General features: G+C 45.3%; 1 protein-coding gene. It reads right to left on the bottom strand.

Annotation, left to right across the window (positions count from 1 at the left end):
- On the bottom strand, nt 1-623 hold a 623-nt coding region (locus tag R7Q46_RS28065; protein WP_411978786.1), incomplete at both ends, for a nitrilase-related carbon-nitrogen hydrolase.

Raw genomic sequence — 623 nt, 5'->3', positions numbered from 1 at the left:
CATCTTCTATGAGCGGCATACTGCCAGCAATGATATTGATGTTGTAAGTGACCGCCATTTGCGAGAAACGGTTTTTGATCTCTTCTGTAAAGCTAGCAAGAAAGCGAATAGCTTCAACCGAGTTTTGATCGTTTTGCAATCCCATCAACGGAGCATTGAAGAACTCAGGAAACAAAGGAAAGTCGGCTTTGTAGTTGGCCAGAGAGGAGATAAAAAACTCGGCTTGATCGAGCAAGTCTTCCAAATCGTTCATCGCGCGCATTTGCCATTGCACCACGCCAATACGAATCAAGGTTTTCTCAATGTCGTGAACGGATTGAATGTCTTCCTCGTAGAAAAAATTATCCCACTCTAGCAACGTGGCGTAGCCTTTTGAGGCGTTATCTTCTGGCAAATAGCCACGCATGATGCGTTTAACATCAAAGTCATTCGCAAGCTGGAAGGAGAGGATCGGGTCGTGCAATTCACGGCGTTTTACTTTGTCGATGTACTCTGCAACGCTCAGTTCATCTGCGTATTGGTGGTAATTAGGAATGCGACCACCGGCTAAAATTGCTTTGAAGTTCTTACTACGGCAAAGCTCTTTACGCGCATCATACAAACGTCGACCTAAACGTAGCCCT

It is taken from the genome of Vibrio sp. 811, assembly GCF_033339195.1.
Note: the sequence above shows the minus strand (reverse complement) of the source record. Positions and strands in the feature narration are given on the sequence as shown.